The organism is Limnohabitans sp. MMS-10A-192 (assembly GCF_003063335.1).
In the GTDB taxonomy this organism is placed as follows: domain Bacteria; phylum Pseudomonadota; class Gammaproteobacteria; order Burkholderiales; family Burkholderiaceae_C; genus Limnohabitans_A.
The window spans coordinates 354,338-368,610 of sequence record NZ_NERX01000002.1 but is presented as its reverse complement, the minus strand read 5'-3'; the positions used below and the strand labels follow the sequence as shown (position 1 = coordinate 368,610).

Genomic DNA, 14,273 nt, shown 5'->3' with positions numbered 1-14,273 from the left:
AAAACTGTTCTCATTTTAAAAGGCACATCTGACGCCGGCTGACAAAGCCATCAGAACGTCACCGAAACAATCCGTGCTACCAGCCCAGGCCCAGATGCAAAGGCAGATAGACGGCCATGCCCGCCACAATGGTCAGCAGCACATCACGCCGCCAGAAGTACACGCCAGCGCCCATGGCGGCAGCAAACAGGCGGGCGTCTTGCCAAGTGCTGATGAGCGTGCCCTGCACGGTGATGATTTCGGGCACCACCACGGCCGACAAGGCCGCTATGGGCGCGTATTGCAGGCCGCGCTGCGCCCAATGGGGCAACTGCCAGCTTTTGCTGGAGATGAAAAAGAAACTGCGCGTGAGCACCGTCACCAGGGCCAGCCCCACGATGACCGCCAGAGTCCAGAGATCGGTACCGTTCATGCAGCAGCTCCTGAAGCAGGACGGATTTTCTCAACCGTCAGGCACAAAATCACCGCCACAGCGATCGCCACCACGATGTTGAGCTTGAGCGGCAGGCTGTAGGCCACCACCGCAGCAGCCCCGGCCACAGCCGCCGAGAGCATGCGCATGCGCGAGCTGGCCAGCGAGCACTGGATGCCCAGCAAACACAAAATGCCTGCAAAACCCAAGCCCCAAGCCGTTGGAATCAGGTTGGCCAGCGCCACACCCGCAAAACTGGCCACGATCCAGGACAGCCAATTGAGGAAATCATTGCCCGCCAAATACGCCTCTTGCTCCAAACGCCCCTCGGCGGTCTCGGCCGGGTGGGCGTATTTGCGGGCGAACAGCACATAGCTGATGTCGGCGGTCAGGTAGCCATGCAGCATCCGCTGCCAACGCGGCAAATGGATCAGGAAAGCCCGCAAGTGCAGGCTGAACACCACAAAGCGCAGGTTCACGCAAAAGCCGGTGGCCAAGATCACCCAAGCGGGCGCACCCGCCACGATGAGCGGGATCGCCGCCAGCTGCGAGCTGCCCGCAAACACCAGCAGCGTCATGGCGCTGGCCTCGAACACGCTCATGCCCGACTTGACCATGGCCACGCCGGTCATCAGGCCCCAGGCGGCAATGCCGGGCGACTGCGGCGACACCTCGCGCATGCCCTGCACAAAAGCCGGATGCCGGTTCAAGCGCGAGATGAAAAACATCAGGCCACCACCAGACGCTGACCCACTTGCAGCGGGCAACCGCGCAAAAAGTCGGCCGCGCTCAGGCGCTTGCCACCCGGGCGCTGCAACTGCGTGAGGCACAACTGGCCTTGGCCACAGGCCACACGTACGCCCTGCGCATCGGCTTGCACCACGGTGCCGGGCTCGGCCGCCGTCTGCAAAGGCTCGGCCACGGCCTGCCAAAGCTTGAGGGTTTCGGTGCCGCCAGCGGTCGTCAAAGGCACGGTCATGCCGGGGAAGGGGTCAAACGCCCGAATGCGGCGCGCCAGCACCTCGGCGGGCAAAGCCCAATCCAGCGCGGCTTCGGCTTTCTCGATCTTGTGCGCGTAGTTCACGCCCTCGGCAGGCTGCGGCACGCGTGGCAGCTGGTCGATGTCGGCCAGCGCCTGCACGATGGCCTGCCCGCCCAAATTGGCCAAGCGGTCGTGCAGCACGGCGGTGGTGTCGGTAGGCAAGATGGCCTCCTTGCGCACCAGCAGCATGTCGCCGGTGTCCAGGCCCGCGTCCATCTGCATGATGGTGATGCCGGTCTGCGCATCACCGGCTTCGATGGCGCGGTGGATGGGCGCCGCACCGCGCCAGCGCGGCAAAAGCGAGGCATGGATGTTCAAACAACCACGCGGGGGCAAATCCAAGGTCCACTGCGGCAGGATCAAGCCATAAGCGGCCACGATCATGGCGTCGGCTTGGGCGTCCAGCAGGGTCTGACGGGCCGCAGCCGCGTCTTCGGGGTATTTGCCGTCGAGGCGCAAACTGCGCGGCTGGGCCACCGGCACGGCGTGGTCCAAAGCCCATTGCTTGACGGGCGAGGGCTGCAGCTTCATGCCACGCCCGGCAGGCCGGTCAGGCTGGGTCAGCACCAACACGATATCGTGGCCTGCCGCGTGCAGGGCCGCCATGGCCACTTGGGCAAATTCGGGCGTGCCCGCAAAAATCAAACGCATACCGGGTCAGCGCTCGGCTTTTTGAGCTTTGACCATCTTGGTCTTGATGCGGCCTTGCTTGAGGGGCGAGAGGTATTCCACAAACACCTTGCCCTTGAGGTGGTCCAGCTCGTGCTGGATGCAGATGGCCAAGAGGCCCTCGGCTTCGATGTTTTGCGTTTGGCCATCGCGGTCCAAGGCGGTGACCTTGACGGCGGTGGCGCGTTCCACGCCGTCGTAAATGCCGGGCACCGACAGGCAGCCTTCGTCGCCCTTGACGCGCTCGTCGCTCATCCAGGTGATCTCGGGGTTGATCAGCACCAGAGGCTGGTTGCGCTCTTCCGAGGTGTCGATCACCACCAAGCGCTGGTGCACATCGATTTGCGTGGCGGCCAGACCGATGCCATTGGCGTCGTACATGGTCTCCAGCATGTCGTCGATCAAGGCGCGCAGACGGTCGTCCACCGCAGCCACGGGCTGGGCCACCTTGTGCAGGCGGGGGTCGGGATAGCAAAGGATGGGGAGCAGGGCCATGGGTCAAATAGGGCAAGGGGTAAACCAATCCCCTATTGTCCCTAATTTCGGATGGGCTTGCCGCTCAACGGGCAGCCGCGCAGGCGGCGAAGATGTTCAGCTCGGGTTTGGCCAGGTTGGTGCCCACTTGGCTCAGGTCCAGCATCGAGTGAAACAGGTTGTCGTGCGACCAGGGCTTGTCCGCCTGGGCCTGCAAACAGGCCATGCGCCAGCCGCGCTGCTGCTGCATGGGTTTGGACACCCAGGCCAGCATGGGCACATGAGTCTGCTCTCGCGGGGCCATGCGGTAAGGCATGCCGTGCAGGTACAGGCCCTTCTCGCCCAGCGACTCGCCATGGTCCGACAAATACATCAAGGCCGTAGGGCGGGGCTGGGCCTGCAGCCATTTGACGGTTTGCGAAACGAAATGGTCGGCATACAGCACCGAGTTGTCGTAGCCATTGACGATCTGATCGACCGGGCAGTTTTGCAGCGCACTGCTCTTGCATTCGGGCTTGAACTGCTTGAGGGCTTCGGGCGAGCGCTTGTAATAAGCCGGGCCGTGGCTGCCCATCTGGTGCAAGACCACCACCGTGCCCTTGGCGCGCTTGACCGGGTCGAGCAAGGCCAGCTGCTTGGGCAGCTCTTGCAGCATGACTTCATCAAAGCATTCGCCGTCCTGGCACAGATGGGGCACCTTCAGGGCCTGCGTCTCGAACCGGGCAATGCGGCTGCAGACCCCCTTGCAACCGGACTGGTTGTCGATCCACAACACCGCCAGGCCAGCCCGCTGCAAGACATCGAGCAAACCCTCGTAAGGCTGGTCGCTGTTTTCATACGCGGTCTTGCCCAAGTGCGAAAACATGCAGGGCAGCGAAGTTTGGGTGCTGGTGCCGCAAGAGCTGACGTCCGAAAAATACACCAGATCGCCCTGCGCCTTGAGCTGGTTCAACTGCGGCGTGGTCTGGCGTGCATACCCGGACAAACCGAAATTGGCGGCGCGCACGGTCTCACCCACCACCAGCACGATCAAGGGGGCTTCTTTCTCTGAAGCGGGCGCTGACAGGAGCTTGGCGTCTTCACCGATCGGCAGCAGCGGCTTGGCCGCTTGCGACGCCTGGCCCACCGACAAACGCACCACCGCGTACAGGCTGTTGAAAGGGTTGGCCATGTAACGCAAGGTGGTGTGGTTGCGCATCAGCGAGGCCAAGTCTTGGAACGATGCCCACACAAAAACAAACATCATGAGCCAAGCCAGCACAAACAGCCCCAACTGGCGCAACAACAAAGGCTTGGCTTTGACCTGCCGCACGGGCTGGCGCCACCACCAGATGCCGGGCAAGACCACGCCCAAAAGCAAAGCGGCCAGCATGCGCCAGGACAACAAATCACGCACTTCCCGCACATCGGTTTGGACCACGTTGGCGATCATGCTGGGGTCGATCACCACGTTGTAGGTCAGCATGAAATAGCTGCTCGAAGTCACCACCGCCATGAACACCAGGCCCGCCGGCTTGAGCCACTTGGGCCAAACCAAAAACAACAACAGCCAGCTGACCATGCTCAGCAAAATCAACATCAAGCTGCCCACCGTGGTCAGCGCCTTGAAGCCCTGGGTTTCGGGCAACTGCCACACCTTCAGCCACAAGGGCAAATTGCCCGCTGTGGTCAGCCAGACGGCCAGCACCATCAACAAGGCGGTAGGGTGCCAAGGCTGTTTTTGAGAAAGGCTTTTCATGCGGTACTTTGGTGGGTGATAGCGGGCTGATTTTAGTCGCCCATGGTCTAATCCGGCCTCAGCTTTCGCCTATCCCTGACCCCATGGCCATGAATCCCTCTACCGCTGCGCGTGAACACACCCCCTTGCGCGACCTGACGCTCTACAGCCTGCTGGCCTTGCTGTGCGTGATGGCCTGGGATTTCTCGGGCCTGGACTATCCGGTCATGCAGGCTATGGGCGATGCCCAAGGCTTCAGCTGGAAGGACAACTGGTGGCTCGAAGCCGTGCTCCACACCAAAGCACGCCAACTCGCCGGGGTGGTCCTGCTGGGCCTGGTGCTCATGGTCTGGTGGCCACGCGGCTGGTTTCGCCACTTGAGCCGGCTGCAGCGCATCGAAATTGTCATGGGCGTTTTGTGGTGCCTGCTGTGCATCAGCAGCCTCAAACGCATCAGCCTGACCAGCTGCCCCTGGGACCTGCAGGACTTTGGCGGGCCTGCCGTTTATGTCTCGCATTGGCGCTGGGGGGTGGCCGATGGCGGCGCAGGTCATTGTTTCCCTGGCGGCCACGCCTCGTCGGCCCTGGCCTTTTTGGCACTGTGCCTGCCTTGGCTGACCAACGCCACCGTGGCTGACCGACGCCGCGGCCGCGCGCTGTTGATCGGCGTGCTGGTGCTGGGCTTCATTTTGGGCATGACCCAAACCGTGCGCGGCGCGCATTACCCCAGCCACACCTTGTGGACCGGACTGATTTGCTGGGCGGTGTCGGTGCTCAACCACTGGGCCTTTGACACGTTCTCGCGCCGCCGACAAGCGCTCGCCCAACCCTGAAACAGCCGACCAAGGGCCGCTTGACGCCCGCCCAATGCGGCCACCACAATGACCCCACAGACAGCCGACCAGGCTGCACAGGGAGACATGGATGGTGAACACCCCCGAAGAATTGGGCTCGTGGCTGCGGCTGTCGCTCACGCGTGGCGTGGGCAACGAAAGCGCACGCAAGCTGCTCGCTGCTTTCGGCGAGCCCGCGCAGATCTTTGCGCAAAGCGAATCCACCTTGCGCCAAGTGGTCTCGGCCACGCAAGCGCGGCACCTGGTGAGCCCACCCGAGGGCTGGGCCGAGCTGACACAAGACACCTGGGCTTGGCTCCAAAGCCATGACAACGTCGATGTGTCATGTGCCGTGCTCACGCTCAGCGATACCGACTACCCCGCCCCGCTCTTGCTCATCCCCGATCCGCCCTTGATGCTGTATGCCCTGGGCCAAACCGCCGCACTGCCAAGCCTGAACGCAGAGCAATGCCTGGCCGTGGTCGGCAGCCGCAACCCCACCCCTCAGGGCCAAGCCAATGCGCGTGAATTTGCCCGCGCCCTGGCAGGCAGCGGGCTGACCATCGTCTCAGGCATGGCGCTGGGCGTCGATGGGGCGGCGCACGACGGCGCCATGCTGGGCGCTGGGCCCCAGGCGCTGGCCACCATCGCCGTGGTCGGCACCGGGCTGGACCGGGTCTATCCGCGCCAGCACCGCGAACTGGCCCACCGCATTGCGCAGCGCGGCCTGATCCTCAGTGAATACCACCTGGGCACGCCGCCGCTGAATGCCAACTTCCCCAAACGCAACCGCCTGATCGCGGGGCTGTCGCAAGCCACCTTGGTGGTGGAAGCGGCCCTGCAATCGGGCTCGCTCATCACCGCCAAGCAAGCACTGGAGCAAGGCCGCGATGTGCTGGCCATTCCGGGCTCCATCCATTCGGCGCAGGCCAAGGGTTGCCACGCCTTGATCAAGCAAGGCGCCAAACTGGTGGAGTCGGCGCAAGACGTGCTCGAAGAGCTGCGCATGCCCGACCCGTTTGCAAACGTGCCGCTGGCCTTGGATGCAGCGACAGCACACACGGAAACCGAAGATGAACTGCTCAGCCTGCTGGGCCACGACCCGGTGGGGCTGGACGCCTTGCAAGCACGCTGCGGCTGGCCCACGGCCCAGCTGCAGGCGCAACTGCTGGAGCTGGAGTTGATGGGGCAAGTCGGCCGCTTGCCCGGCGGGCTGTTTCAGCGCATTGGCGTGGGCTAGGCCCCAAAAACAAAGAGCACCCGAAGGTGCCCTTGCTTGGATGTGAAAGCCTCAGACCACCGCGCCCGAGTTTTCGTCGCTCGGGTCGTTGTCTTTCTTGATCGGCTTGATCAAGTCTTCGCGCTGCAAGCCCAGCCACATGGCAATCGCAGCGGCCACAAACACCGACGAGTAAATGCCAAAGCAAATGCCAATCGTCAGCGCCATGGCGAAGTAGTGCAGCGTCTCGCCGCCGAACAGCAGCATGGACAAGACCATGATCTGGGTCGAGCCGTGGGTGATGATGGTGCGGCTGATGGTGGAGGTGATCGCGTTGTCGATGATCTCGACCGTGTTCATCTTGCGGTAACGGCGGAAGTTCTCGCGAATCCGGTCAAAAATCACGACCGACTCGTTGACCGAGTAACCCAACACCGCCAGCACCGCCGCCAACACCGCCAGTGAAAATTCCCACTGGAAGTAAGCGAAAAAGCCCAGGATGATGATCACGTCGTGCAAGTTGGCGATGATGGCCGAGACCGCGAACTTCCACTCGAAGCGGATCGCCAAATAGATCATGATGCCGACCACCACAAAGGCCAGCGCCTTCAGGCCGTCTTCGGCCAGCTCGTCACCCACTTGCGGGCCGACAAACTCGGTGCGACGCAAAGTCACGTCAGCGTTGTCGGCCTTCAGGGCGCTCAACACTTTTTCGCTCTGCTGCGCCGAGCTCACGCCTTTTTGCGCAGGCAAACGGATCATCACATCACGGGCCGTGCCGAAGTTCTGCACCTGCACTTCACTGAACCCCAAAGTGCCCACCGTGGCGCGCACCTTGTTCAGGTCAGCGGGCTGGCTGTAGCTGACTTCCATCAGCGTGCCGCCCGTGAATTCCACCGACAGGTGCAGGCCCTTGGTGAACAAAAAGAACACGGCCAGCGCGAAGGTCACAAAGGAAATCGCGTTGAAGACCAACGCGTTCTTCATGAACGGGATGTCTTTTTTGATTTTGAACAATTCCATGGTCTTTTCCCCTTAGTCGGCTTTCACCGCGGTGCCAGCCTCAGGCCGCCACACGGTACCGATCGACACCGATTTGAGTTTTTTCTTGCTGCCGTACCAGAGGTTCACCAGGCCGCGCGAGAAGAACACAGCCGAGAACATGCTGGTCAAGATGCCGATGCAGTGCACCACCGCAAAACCACGCACCGGGCCAGAGCCAAAGGCCAGCAAGGCCACACCCGCGATCAGCGTGGTGATGTTGGAGTCAAAAATCGTGGCCCAAGCGCGGTCATAACCGGCATGGATGGCCGCTTGCGGGCTGGCGCCATTGCGCAACTCTTCACGCACGCGCTCGTTGATCAGCACGTTCGAGTCAATGGCCATGCCCAGAGCGAGCGCCATCGCGGCCATGCCGGGCAACGTCAATGTGGCTTGCAACATGGACAAGATCGCCACCAGGAACAACAAGTTCACCGCCAGCGCGATGCCAGAGAACAAACCGAACATGGCGTAATAAATCACCATGAAGGCCACGATCACCAGGAAACCCCAGGTCACGCTGTTGAAGCCCTTGGCGATGTTTTCGGCACCCAGGCTCGGGCCAATGGTGCGCTCTTCGATGATCTCCATCGGCGCGGCCAAAGAGCCTGCACGCAACAGCAGCGCGGTGTCGTTGGCTTCTGCGGTGGTCATGCGGCCCGAAATCTGCACGCGACCACCACCGATTTCGGAGCGGATCACCGGCGCGGTCACAACCTCGCCCTTGCCTTTTTCAAACAGCAAAATGGCCATGCGCTTGCCGATGTTCTCGCGGGTCACATCCTTGAAGATGCGGGCGCCCTTGGCGTCCAGCGTCAGGTTGACCACGGGTTCTTGCGTCTGGTTGTCAAAGCCGGGTTGCGCGTCGGTCAGGTTGTCACCCGTGAGCACCACTTGTTTTTTGACGATCAGCGGACGGCCTTCGCGCTCCAGATAACGCTCAGCGCCAAAGGGCACGATGCCGCCTTGTTCGGCCGCACGCGCTTCGGTGCTTTCGTCCACCATGCGCACTTCCAGCGTGGCGGTGCGGCCCAGAATGTCCTTGGCCTTGGCCGTGTCCTGCACGCCGGGCAACTGCACCACGATGCGGTCCAGGCCTTGCTGCTGGATCACGGGCTCGGCCACGCCCAGCTCGTTGATCCGGTTGTGCAAGGTGGTGATGTTTTGCTTCAAAGCCTGCTCTTGCACCCGGCGGGCGGCTTCGGGCTTGTTGCTGGCGATCAGGCGGAACTCGGCGCCATCGGCCACGTCCTGCGTTTGCAGGTCAGGGAACTGGGCCGACAACAGGCGCTTGGCCGCTTCGAGCTGCTGCGCGTCGCGCAAGCGGATCTCGACGTTTTGGCCGTTGCGCGTGATGCCGCCGTGGCGCACGTCTTTCTCGCGCAGCAAGCTGCGCAGGTCGCCCGTGAGCGATTCCACGCGCTGCGTCAGGGCCGCCTGCATGTCCACCTGCAGCATGAAGTGCACGCCACCGCGCAAGTCCAGGCCCAGGTACATGGGCGCGGCGTGCAAGGCACCGAGCCACTCGGGCGAGCGCGACACCAAATTGAGCGCCACCACAAACTGTGGATCGGCCGCATCAGGGATCAGGGCTTTTTGAACCGCGTCCTTGGCCTTGAGTTGGTTGTCGGTGCTGTCAAAGCGGGCCCGGATGGAGCCGCCTTCGAGCGCCACGCTTTGGGCGGTGACGCCCGCGGCCTTGAGCGCGTCTTCGACTTTTTGCAGCGTGCCGGTGTCCACCTTGATGGTGGCCTTGCCCGAAGACACCTGCACAGCAGGCGCCTCACCAAAGAAGTTGGGCAGGGTGTAGACCACCCCCAGCAACAATGCGATCACGATGATCGCGTATTTCCAGACCGGGTAACGGTTCATAAGGACTCGCGTACAGGATGAAAAACCGGGGCGTCATGCGCCCCGCTGAAAAAGCCGAAAACGGACCTGAATTACTTCAGTGTGCCTTTGGGCAAGACCTGCACCACAGCGCTGCGCTGCATTTGCACTTCCACGCCCGAAGCGATTTCCACGCCGATGTTGCTGTCACCGATTTTGCTGACCTTGCCCAGCAAGCCGCCAGCGGTCACGACTTCGTCGCCCTTGGCCAACGCGTCGATCATGGCGCGGTGCTCTTTTTGCTTTTTCATCTGGGGGCGGATCATCACGAAATACAGCACCGCGAACATCAGCAGCAAAGGCAGCATGCTCATCAAGGTGGACTGCATGTCGCTGCCAGCAGCGGCAGCAGGAGCGGTTTGGGCAAAAGCGGAAGAAATGAACATGGGGTAACTCCACAAAAACGGGCTGTCTGTCTTCTGCCCAGCTGTCACGCGGACAGCTGGGCAGACCAACGGGGGATTGTATGCGGGGCTATGATGCCCCCGAATGCACCTGGCCCCGGCGGGTTTTGTCCACCCCAAGCCACCAGCCACCCCGAAAGTCCGAATTTGTCCTTCCCCATCTGGCCCGTGGGCGCCTTGCTCGGCTCCCTCATTTCGCTGTCGATCGGCACCTCGTTTGCCAAAAGCCTGTTCCCGGCGGTGGGCGCCGGTGGCACCACGCTTTACCGGCTGGTGTTTGCCACGCTGATGTTGATGGCCTTTTGGCGCCCCTGGCGGCGCCGCTGGACTTGGGCAGACGCCCTGCCGCTGGGCCTGTACGGCGTCACGCTGGGGGTGATGAACCTGCTGTTTTACAGCGCCATCAAGACGATTCCCTTTGGTTTGGCGATCGCCATCGAGTTCACCGGGCCACTGGCCGTGGCGTTGTGGCACTCGCGCAAAGCCAGCGATTGGCTCTGGGTGGCCCTGGCCGTGCTGGGCTTGGGCCTGATCTTGCCCTTGCCCGGCGCACACGATGCGCTGGACCCGCTGGGCATCGGCTTTGCGCTGGCCGCGGGGGCTTGTTGGGCGATGTACATCGTGTTCGGGCAGCGCGTGGCCCAACGTTATGGCGCCATGGCCACGCCCATGGGCATGCTGGCTGCGGCCTTGGTGGTCACGCCCTTTGGCCTGTACGAAGCGGGCAGCGCCCTGCTGGACACGCAATGGCTGGCCGCCGGTCTGGCCGTGGCCCTGCTGTCGAGCGCCGTGCCCTACACGCTGGAGATGGTCGCCCTCAAGCACCTGCCCCAACACACCTTCAGCATCTTGCTGAGCCTGGAGCCCGCCGTGGGCGCGATGGCCGGCTGGATCGTGCTGAGCGAGCACCTGAGCCCCGGCCAATGGGCGGCCATGGGCTTCATCATCTGCGCCTCGATGGGCAGCGCCTGGTCAGCCGGGCGCAGCAGCGCATGAAACTCATTCAAACCGGTGGCGCCAGCTCAGGCGCAGCATGCGGGGCTCGACCGGGTGCACATGGTGGTCCCACACCGGGGTCAGCTCGCCTTTGAGCCTGGACTCGTAGAAATAGTCGATGTCGTTGCGCTGGGTGTTGAACACATTGAACACGTCCAGACTCAGCTGGTTGCGAAGGTCCACACGGTAGGCCACACGCAAGTTGCCGATCAGGGACGAGGCCGACTGAACGCTGCTGTCTTCGATCAAAGGGCGCGGCCCAAAGTAGCGCAGCCTGAAAGAGGCCGACCATGGCCCCCAGGCATCCAGCGTCACGCCCAGATTGGCCGTGGTCGTGACCGCGCCCGGCACGAAGGGGCCAGCCGCATCGCCATCGGTGAAGCGCGCACGCGACCACGACAAGTCCGCATCCAGCGCCACATGCTCACCCACCCGCGCAAAATGACCCCACTCGAGCCCGGTGCGGCGCGATGGCCGCGAGGGCTCGGTGGTGCCCGCATCGCCCACAAACAGCAGCTCCGACGCGGTCTTGAGCTGCCACAGCGACAAGGTCGATTTCCAGTCGGGCATCACGCTCCAGCGCACACCCACTTCCGAGGCCCGGGTGCGCACCAAAGGGCTGACCGCGTCCACCGGCTGGGTGGTGCCCCGCGCATCGTTGGAATGGAAGCCATAACCGTGGTTGAGGTAGACCTCGGTCTTGTCCCATGGCCCCAGCACCAGGCCCAACTTGGGCGAGACCATCTGGGCGCTGGTCTGCCCCGAATGGGCGGGCAAGCTCGACTGCACATCGAACTGGTACGCATCGCCGCGCAGGCCCGCAATGCTTCTGAGCCAAGGCAGCCAACGCACTTCGCTCTGAAACCACAGCGCCGTGCTGCGCTGCCAGACCTGGTCTTGCCGCACGGTGCTCAGCACCACGCGTTCGCGGGTGGCGTACAGGCCTATCGGCGCGATGTTGTCCTGCCGCGCCTGCAGGCCGTAACTGTTCTCCACCGCCTTGTCGCCCCATTGCGCGGGCACCGATTGCGACAGCGACAAGCCCACGGCCTGGCGCTGCTCGCGCTGCATGAACTGGTCACCAGTGGGGCAAGCGGTCACGGGGTCGCTCAGGCAATACTGGAAGTTGGACCACAAATCGAGCGATGACTTCAGCCACCAGGCATTGGCGCGGGTGCGCGTGTCGCCTTGCAGCCAGGCCCATTCGCCCGACAGGCTGTAGCGCTGCGTTTGGCCACCGCTCGTGCTGTCCAAGCTGCCAAAGCGCGAGATCAAGCCTTGGTCGATGGCGCGTTGCGGCACCTGATCGGTCGAGGTCCATTGCCCCTTGTAGGCCATGGCGGTGAGGGCATAACCACTGACGGTGCTGCCCTCGCTGTAGCGCAAGACCCCGTTGCGCTTGCGGTAATCCTCGGGCGTTTGCCAAGGGCCATCGTTGCGAAAGACCTCCAAGGCATACAAGAGCTTGCCGCTGCCCTGCGTGGGCGAGCCCGCCAGCAGCGTGCGCTGAAATCCGCCTTGCCCCAGCGTGATTTGCGCCAAAGGGCTGTCGAGCTTGCGCAAGTAGTCGATGTGGGCCGTGCCCGCCGAAGCGAAGTCTCCGTCTTGCGCGTCGTAGGGGCCCTTGCGGTACTGCACCTTCTGGACCAGCTCCGGGATCAGAAAATTCAGATCGGTGTAACCCTGCCCGTGCGCATGGCTGGGCATGTTGACCGGCATGCCGCCCACAAAAGTGGCGAAGTCGGTGCCGTGGTCCAGGTTGAAGCCGCGCAAGAAATATTGGTTGGCCTTGCCGTCGCCCGCGTGCTGGGTGACCATCAGGCCGGGCACCATCTCCATGATCTCGCCGGGGCGCAGCAGGGGCAGGGCACGCAAGCGCTCCCCCGACACAATGCCCTCGCTGGCCGAACGGGCCAGGCCCTCCATGTTTTCCAGCTCGGCGCGGATCACCACCGTGTCCAGCGTCTGCGCTTGCACGCTGGCGCACAGGCACGCGCCACACGCGGTGGCGGCCAGCAAAAGTCTGCCAATGGGGTGGGCCATGGGTCGGTCAACGGCCCACAAATGTCGGCTTGCGGCGCTCGGCAAAGGCTGCGCGGCCTTCGGCAAAGTCGGCGCTGTCGCTGGTCATGTGCTCGCGTGCGCGCAGGCGATCGGTGTCCATCTGGCCCACCGCGATTTCGTTGATCGACTTTTTGGTCTCTTGCACCGCCAAAGGTGCCAGCGCCAGGATGTCGCCAACCAGCGCGTCCAAGGTCGCAGCCCAATCGGCGTCCGTCACCAAGGCCTCGAACAAGCCCATGGCGTTGAGCTGCTCGGCCGAGAAAGGGCGCGCCGTCAAAAACGCACGCTTGGCACCCGCCACGCCAAAACGGCTGACGTAGCGCTGCAGACCGCTGGGGTAGTAATGCAAGCCCAGCGCGGTGGCGGGCATGCGCCACTCGATGCCTTGCAGGCCAATGCGCAAGTCGCAGGCCAGCACCACATCGGTGGCACCGCCGTACACGCTGCCATTCAAAGCGCAAATCGTCACTGGCCGCAGCTTGGCCAGTGCGTCAGGGATTTCCTCAAAGAACGTCGAGCCATGGCCGGGCTCGTTGAAACCGCTGATGTCATAGCCCGCGCAAAACACCGGCTTGGGCTGGCCTTCGGTGTTGGCCGTCAGCACCAGCACGCGCACATCGGCGTTTTGATGGACTTGTTCAAACTGCGCCAGCAAGGTCTTCAGGTCGCCGTTTTCCAGCCGGTTGCGCTGGGCTGGGCGGTTCAGGGTGATCGTGGCCACACCGCCTTCGATGTGCAAAACAGGGGCAGAGGGGTGGGCAAACGCAGGGGGCATGAAGGGCATCCAGAAACAAAAAAGGCGTCCGAAGACGCCTTGATTGTAGAAAGCACTGCGAGAGTGCTTTGGGAATTAAGCCTTGGCTTTGGCTTTGCTCAGAGCGGCTTTGACCGAAGCTTCTGCTTGGGCGGTGGCGGTCTTGAGGTTGGTCTCAGCGGTGTCAGCGGCTTGCTTGACCACTTTTTTCAGGGTTTCAGTGGCGTTTTGACCGGCTTCGATGGCGGTTTTGATGGCGGCCACAGCGGCGTCAGAGCCAGCAGGTGCGTTCTTCAGGCTGTTCTCGACCAAGCTTTTGACCGCTTGCTCGGTCTCGGCGAACTTGCCTTCGACAGCCTTGGTGAACTCAGCGCCGGTGCTGTTGGCGATGTCGGTCAGGTGACGGCCATAAGACACGGCCTTTTCGAAAGCAGGCTGCACCAAAGCGGCTTGAGCGGCCAACATGTCTTGGGGGTTCTTGGCAGCGAACAGGGCTTGTGCGTTGGCGAAAGACTCACCCACAGCGGCTTTGCCAGCGGCCATGTTCAGCTCGACCAGGCGCTCGAAACCAGCGAAAGCGGTTTGCGACAGGCCGGAAGCGGCCTTCAGGTTGGCTTGTTGAGCGGCGACGAGTTGGTCAGCATTGAAGTTCATGGTGTGTTCCTTGAAAGGGTTGTTTGTTGCAATGCAGCAATTTGAACACCGCCAGCGGGGTGGCACAAGGGAAAACCCGCACTTTAGAGGCGGCACTCCAAATC

14 protein-coding genes are annotated in these 14,273 nt (G+C 62.8%); 3 read left to right on the top strand and 11 right to left on the bottom strand.

The genetic code is table 11. The features are described 5' to 3' along the window. Window positions 1-76: 76 nt before the first annotated feature. From B9Z43_RS06605 to B9Z43_RS06585, 5 genes are all read right to left on the bottom strand, one after another. Window positions 77-412, bottom strand: coding sequence for an AzlD domain-containing protein (locus B9Z43_RS06605; protein WP_108324019.1), 336 nt, complete (start codon window positions 410-412; stop codon window positions 77-79). Then, entirely contained in the window at window positions 409-1,140 is a 732-nt protein-coding gene (locus tag B9Z43_RS06600; protein ID WP_108324018.1) for an AzlC family ABC transporter permease, read from the bottom strand. The genes B9Z43_RS06605 and B9Z43_RS06600 overlap by 4 nt, the downstream gene beginning before the upstream one ends. Then, a complete protein-coding gene (fmt, locus tag B9Z43_RS06595) occupies window positions 1,140-2,105 on the bottom strand; it encodes a methionyl-tRNA formyltransferase (RefSeq protein ID WP_108324017.1) in 966 nt (321 codons plus the stop codon). Before fmt ends, B9Z43_RS06600 begins: the two co-directional genes overlap by 1 nt. A gap of 6 nt (window positions 2,106-2,111) precedes the next feature. Next, complete coding sequence (def, locus tag B9Z43_RS06590; RefSeq protein WP_108324016.1) at window positions 2,112-2,618, bottom strand: peptide deformylase; 507 nt, start codon at window positions 2,616-2,618, stop codon at window positions 2,112-2,114. Window positions 2,619-2,682: 64 nt separating this feature from the next. Then, on the bottom strand, window positions 2,683-4,335 hold the full coding sequence (locus B9Z43_RS06585) for a phosphoethanolamine transferase (RefSeq protein ID WP_233250024.1): 1,653 nt from the start codon (window positions 4,333-4,335) through the stop codon (window positions 2,683-2,685). A gap of 89 nt (window positions 4,336-4,424) precedes the next feature. Between B9Z43_RS06585 and B9Z43_RS06580 the strand changes: the two genes are divergently transcribed. After that, window positions 4,425-5,147, top strand: a complete 723-nt coding sequence (locus B9Z43_RS06580; protein ID WP_108324149.1) for a phosphatase PAP2 family protein — start codon at window positions 4,425-4,427, stop codon at window positions 5,145-5,147. A gap of 91 nt (window positions 5,148-5,238) precedes the next feature. Next, entirely contained in the window at window positions 5,239-6,387 is a 1,149-nt protein-coding gene (gene dprA / locus B9Z43_RS06575; RefSeq protein WP_108324014.1) for a DNA-processing protein DprA, read from the top strand. A 51-nt stretch (window positions 6,388-6,438) separates the two neighbouring features. Here dprA and secF read toward each other — a convergent pair whose 3' ends face one another. From secF to yajC, 3 genes are all read right to left on the bottom strand, one after another. Next, window positions 6,439-7,389 (bottom strand): protein translocase subunit SecF, encoded by a 951-nt coding sequence (gene secF / locus B9Z43_RS06570; protein WP_108324013.1) that lies wholly within the window; start codon window positions 7,387-7,389, stop codon window positions 6,439-6,441. 12 nt (window positions 7,390-7,401) lie between these two features. Then, complete coding sequence (gene secD / locus B9Z43_RS06565) at window positions 7,402-9,279, bottom strand: protein translocase subunit SecD (RefSeq protein WP_108324012.1); 1,878 nt, start codon at window positions 9,277-9,279, stop codon at window positions 7,402-7,404. Window positions 9,280-9,350: 71 nt separating this feature from the next. Beyond that, window positions 9,351-9,683: a preprotein translocase subunit YajC gene (gene yajC / locus B9Z43_RS06560; RefSeq protein ID WP_108323911.1), complete on the bottom strand. Its 333-nt coding sequence runs from the start codon at window positions 9,681-9,683 to the stop codon at window positions 9,351-9,353. 165 nt (window positions 9,684-9,848) lie between these two features. Between yajC and B9Z43_RS06555 the strand changes: the two genes are divergently transcribed. Then, window positions 9,849-10,697, top strand: a complete 849-nt coding sequence (locus B9Z43_RS06555; protein WP_233250026.1) for a DMT family transporter — start codon at window positions 9,849-9,851, stop codon at window positions 10,695-10,697. Between the two features lie 3 nt (window positions 10,698-10,700). Here the strand turns inward: B9Z43_RS06555 and B9Z43_RS06550 are convergent, their stop codons facing one another. The 3 genes from B9Z43_RS06550 to phaP form a co-directional block, all read right to left on the bottom strand. Beyond that, window positions 10,701-12,740 (bottom strand): TonB-dependent receptor, encoded by a 2,040-nt coding sequence (locus tag B9Z43_RS06550; RefSeq protein ID WP_108323909.1) that lies wholly within the window; start codon window positions 12,738-12,740, stop codon window positions 10,701-10,703. A 7-nt stretch (window positions 12,741-12,747) separates the two neighbouring features. Next, complete coding sequence (locus tag B9Z43_RS06545; protein WP_108324147.1) at window positions 12,748-13,536, bottom strand: enoyl-CoA hydratase/isomerase family protein; 789 nt, start codon at window positions 13,534-13,536, stop codon at window positions 12,748-12,750. A 75-nt stretch (window positions 13,537-13,611) separates the two neighbouring features. Beyond that, entirely contained in the window at window positions 13,612-14,169 is a 558-nt protein-coding gene (gene phaP, locus B9Z43_RS06540) for a TIGR01841 family phasin (RefSeq protein WP_108323907.1), read from the bottom strand. Between the last annotated feature and the right edge of the window lie 104 nt (window positions 14,170-14,273).

Bases quoted from the DNA above. Each gene is read 5' to 3' on its own strand.
- B9Z43_RS06605 (WP_108324019.1), bottom strand. From the start codon at position 412: ATGAACGGTACCGATCTCTGGACTCTGGCGGTCATCGTGGGGCTGGCC.
- B9Z43_RS06545 (WP_108324147.1), bottom strand. From the start codon at position 13,536: ATGCCCCCTGCGTTTGCCCACCCCTCTGCCCCTGTTTTGCACATCGAA.
- B9Z43_RS06580 (WP_108324149.1), top strand. From the start codon at position 4,425: ATGAATCCCTCTACCGCTGCGCGTGAACACACCCCCTTGCGCGACCTG.
- dprA (WP_108324014.1), top strand. From the start codon at position 5,239: ATGGTGAACACCCCCGAAGAATTGGGCTCGTGGCTGCGGCTGTCGCTC.
- secF (WP_108324013.1), bottom strand. From the start codon at position 7,389: ATGGAATTGTTCAAAATCAAAAAAGACATCCCGTTCATGAAGAACGCG.
- secD (WP_108324012.1), bottom strand. From the start codon at position 9,279: ATGAACCGTTACCCGGTCTGGAAATACGCGATCATCGTGATCGCATTG.
- B9Z43_RS06600 (WP_108324018.1), bottom strand. From the start codon at position 1,140: ATGTTTTTCATCTCGCGCTTGAACCGGCATCCGGCTTTTGTGCAGGGC.
- B9Z43_RS06550 (WP_108323909.1), bottom strand. From the start codon at position 12,740: ATGGCCCACCCCATTGGCAGACTTTTGCTGGCCGCCACCGCGTGTGGC.
- phaP (WP_108323907.1), bottom strand. From the start codon at position 14,169: ATGAACTTCAATGCTGACCAACTCGTCGCCGCTCAACAAGCCAACCTG.
- fmt (WP_108324017.1), bottom strand. From the start codon at position 2,105: ATGCGTTTGATTTTTGCGGGCACGCCCGAATTTGCCCAAGTGGCCATG.
- B9Z43_RS06585 (WP_233250024.1), bottom strand. From the start codon at position 4,335: ATGAAAAGCCTTTCTCAAAAACAGCCTTGGCACCCTACCGCCTTGTTG.
- yajC (WP_108323911.1), bottom strand. From the start codon at position 9,683: ATGTTCATTTCTTCCGCTTTTGCCCAAACCGCTCCTGCTGCCGCTGCT.
- def (WP_108324016.1), bottom strand. From the start codon at position 2,618: ATGGCCCTGCTCCCCATCCTTTGCTATCCCGACCCCCGCCTGCACAAG.